We start from the raw sequence: 3,658 nt of genomic DNA, 5'->3' as shown, positions 1-3,658 counted from the left end.
CTCGGCGGGAGCGGCCATCGCGGCGAGCGCGCGGCGCGCCTCCGGCAGGGTCGCGGCGAAGACGGTGACGCAGTCGAGCGACCGGCACGCCGGCACCACCCCGCCGGTCGGGACGAGCCCGTAGGTCGGCTTCAGCCCGACGATCCCGTTGAACGCGGCGGGTACCCGTCCCGAGCCCGCCGTGTCGGTGCCCAACGCGAAATCGGCGATCCCCAGCGCGACGGCCACCGCCGACCCCGAACTGGACCCGCCGGCGACGTACTCCGGATCGACGGCGTTGCGGACGGCCCCGTACGGGCTGCGGGTCCCGACCAGGCCGGTGGCGAACTGGTCGAGGTTGGTCGTCCCGAGCGGCACTGCCCCCGCCGCCCGCAACCGTGCGACGGCCACGGCGTCCTTTTCGGGCAGATACCCATAGGACGGGCACCCCGCCGTCGTCACCAACCCCGCCACATCGATGTTTCCCTTGACCGCGAAAACAGTCCCGTACAGCGGCAGCGCCGGATCGGCGGCCGCCGCCTCGGCCTCCACCTCGTCCTGCGGCCGCAACGTGATCCACAGTTCGGGACGGTCGGTCTCGGCGATCCGCGCGTAGGCGCGCCGCACCCTGGCGACGGCGGGGCTGGGCTGGGTCATCGGGACGCTCCGATCGGAAGGAGGACGACAAGGGGTGTACCGGGCTCCACCTGGTCGCCCGGCGAGACCAGGACGCTCGCCACCCGCCCGGGGCCGGGCGCGGCGACGGCCGATTCCATCTTCATCGCCTCGAGGATGACCAGCCGCTGACCTGCGGCGACGACCTCCCCCGGGGCGACGGAAAGCTGCCAGACACTCGCCCCGAACTCGGCCTCCACGACGGTCGCGCCGGGCGGCAACTCCAGTTCGGCGGCGGCGGGGGCCACGGGCTCGTCGGTCCTGGCGAACTCGCCCGCGGCCTCCCAGGCGGCGCGTTCTGCCTGGAACGCGGCCGCCTGGCGGGCCCGGAACTCCGCGATCGACGCGGCCTCCGCCGCCAGGAACGCCCGATGGTCGGCGAGCGAGAACACCCCCTGCTCGATCTTGAGGTCGAGGCGTCCCGCGGCCATGTCGGCGCGCAGGTCGAGCAGTTCGTCGGCGGTGACGGGATACCAGCGGATCCGGTCGAAGAACCGCAGCAGCCAGGGTCTGCCCTGCTCGTAGGGGCCGCGCTGGTGCCAGCCCGACCACACCTGGGTGGTGCGGCCGACGAACTGGTAGCCGCCGGGCCCCTCCATCCCGTACACGCACAGGTAGGCGCCGCCGATCCCGACGCTGTTCTCGGCCGTCCAGGTGCGGGCCGGGTTGTACTTGGTGGTGACGAGCCGGTGCCGCGGGTCGAGGGGGGTCGCGACGGGCGCGCCCAGGTAGACGTCGCCGAGGCCGAGCACCAGGTATTCGGCGTCGAACACGGTCCGGTGGACTTCCTCGACGGTCGCCAGCCCGTTGACCCGGCGGATGAACTCGATGTTCCACGGGCACCACGGCGCGTCGTCGCGGACCCCGGCCATGTACCGGTCGATGGCCTCGCGGGTGGCGGGATCGTCCCAGGACAGCGGCAGGTGCACGGTCCGCGAGGAGACGACCAGCTCGTCGGTGGGCGGCAGCGTCGCGGTGATCCGCAGCAGTTCGGCGAGGAGCACCGGCTGCGGCAGGACCGCCGGATCGAAGTGGGCTTGGAGGGAGCGGATGCCGGGCGTGACGTCCAGCAGCCCGGCCGGCCGCGCCGCGTCCAGGGCCTCGCCGAGGGCGTGCACCCGCATCCGCAGTTCGAGGTCGAGCTCCATCGCGCCGAACTCGACGAGGATGTTGTCGTCGCCGCTCCGCCGGAACGTCACATCGCCGTGCCGGGCCAGCACTCCCCCGTCGCCCGGCCGCCCCACCGGCGACGGCGCCGGGACGAACCGGACCGTGTCGCCGGGCCTGAGCTGGCCGAGTTTCCACCGTTCGGACGTCACGACGGTCGCCGGGCAGACGAACCCGCCGAGCGACGGCCCGTCCGGACCGAGGATCACGGGCATGTCCCCAGTGAAGTCGACCGCGCCGACCGAGTAGGGCGTGTCGTGGATGTTCGACGGGTGCAGCCCGGCCTCTCCCCCGTCGGCCCGCGCCCACCGGGGTTTCGGCCCGACCAGCCGCACCCCGGTCCGCGCCGAGTTGTGGTGCACCCTCCACTCGGCCGCGTAGAACTCCGCGACGTCCTCGACGGTGAAGAACTCAGGCGCCGCGTGGGGCCCCTCCACGACCCCGATCTCCCACCGCCCGTCCATGATCGTGTCGAGCTGCGGCGTGTCGACGGTTTCAGCGGGCCCGAACGGGCGACACGCCGCAGCTCGAGGCGATCTCGTGCGGAGGGTGTCGCCTGGGCGGAGGGAGCGGCCGGCGTGGCCGCCGAAGCCGCCGAGGGTGAAGGTGGAGGCGCTGCCCAGGAAGTCCGGGATGTCGAGGCCGCCGGAGAACAGCAGGTAGGTGCGGAGTCCCGTCGGGGGGGCGCCTAGTTCGAGAGTCGCGCCCGCGGGGACGGTGAACGGCTCGTTCCGGGGGGCGGGCGCGCCGTCGACCGTGACCCGTGCGGGCGCGCCGGTGACGCAGACCGTCGTCGCGTGGGTGAAGCGGAGGGCGGGGCCGAGCAGGGTGCATTCGAGGCCGGGGGCGCCCGGCGGGTTGCCGAGGAGCCCGTTGCCGAGGCGGAACGAACGGTCGTCCATCGGCCCGGACGGCGGGACCCCGACCTGCCAGTACCCGATCCGGCCCGGTAGATCCTGCACCGTCGTCAGGACGCCGGGACGCACCACCTCGATCCGCGGCGAGGTGTCGGTGAGGCCGGCGAGGGTGCCGGTGTGGTGGACGGCCGCGCCGACCCCGGGGTCGGCGGCGATGGCGCGGAGCAGGCCGAGATTGGTCTCGACGCCGTCGATCCGGCTCTCCTCCAGCGCGTCGCGGAGCCGGGTGAGGGCGGCCGCCCGGTCGTCGCCGTGCGCGATGACCTTGGCGAGCAGCGGATCGTAGGACGAGGTGACGACGGTGCCGGTCTCCGCCCAGCCGTCGACCCGGACGTCGCCGGGGAAACGCACCCGGGTGAGCAGCCCGGCGCTGGGCCGGTGGTCCTTGGCCGGGTTCTCGGCGTAAACCCGGGCCTCGACGGCGTGACCGCGCGGCTCGGGCACCCCGGCGTCGAACAGGGTGAGATCGTCCTGGGCGAGCCGCAGCATCCACTCCACCAGGTCCACCCCGTAGACCGCCTCGGTGACGGGATGCTCGACCTGGAGCCGGGTGTTGACCTCGAGGAAGTACGGTTCGCGCCGGACGGGATCGTAGATGAACTCGACCGTCCCCGCCGACCGGTAACCGACCGACGCGCACAGCCGCGCCGCGCTGTCGGCGAGGAGTTCCCGCACGTCGGCGGGTAGATCCGGGGCGGGCGCCTCCTCGACGACCTTCTGGTGGCGGCGCTGGAGGGAGCAGTCCCGGTCGCCGAACAGGGCGATCCGGCCCCTGCCGTCGCCGAACACCTGCACCTCGACGTGGCGGGCGTCGCCGACCAGGCGTTCCAGGAACACGCCCGAGGTGGCGAAGCCCGCGGCGGCCGTCCGGTGGACGGCGTCCCAGGCGTCGGCGAGGTCGGCGTCGTCGCGGCAGGCGC

At 73.8% G+C, this 3,658-nt stretch carries 2 protein-coding genes; both read right to left on the bottom strand.

The annotated features are described in order from the left end of the window. Nucleotides 1-636 (bottom strand): amidase family protein (locus tag ACYVE7_RS30985; RefSeq protein ID WP_460369730.1); only part of this gene is annotated, 636 nt, incomplete at its 3' end. Next, nucleotides 633-3,658 (bottom strand): 5-oxoprolinase/urea amidolyase family protein (locus ACYVE7_RS30980; RefSeq protein WP_460369729.1); only part of this gene is annotated, 3,026 nt, incomplete at its 5' end. The genes ACYVE7_RS30980 and ACYVE7_RS30985, both read right to left, overlap by 4 nt.

Source organism: Actinocorallia lasiicapitis (assembly GCF_054778695.1).
This window is presented reverse-complemented; position numbering and strand designations above follow the sequence as displayed.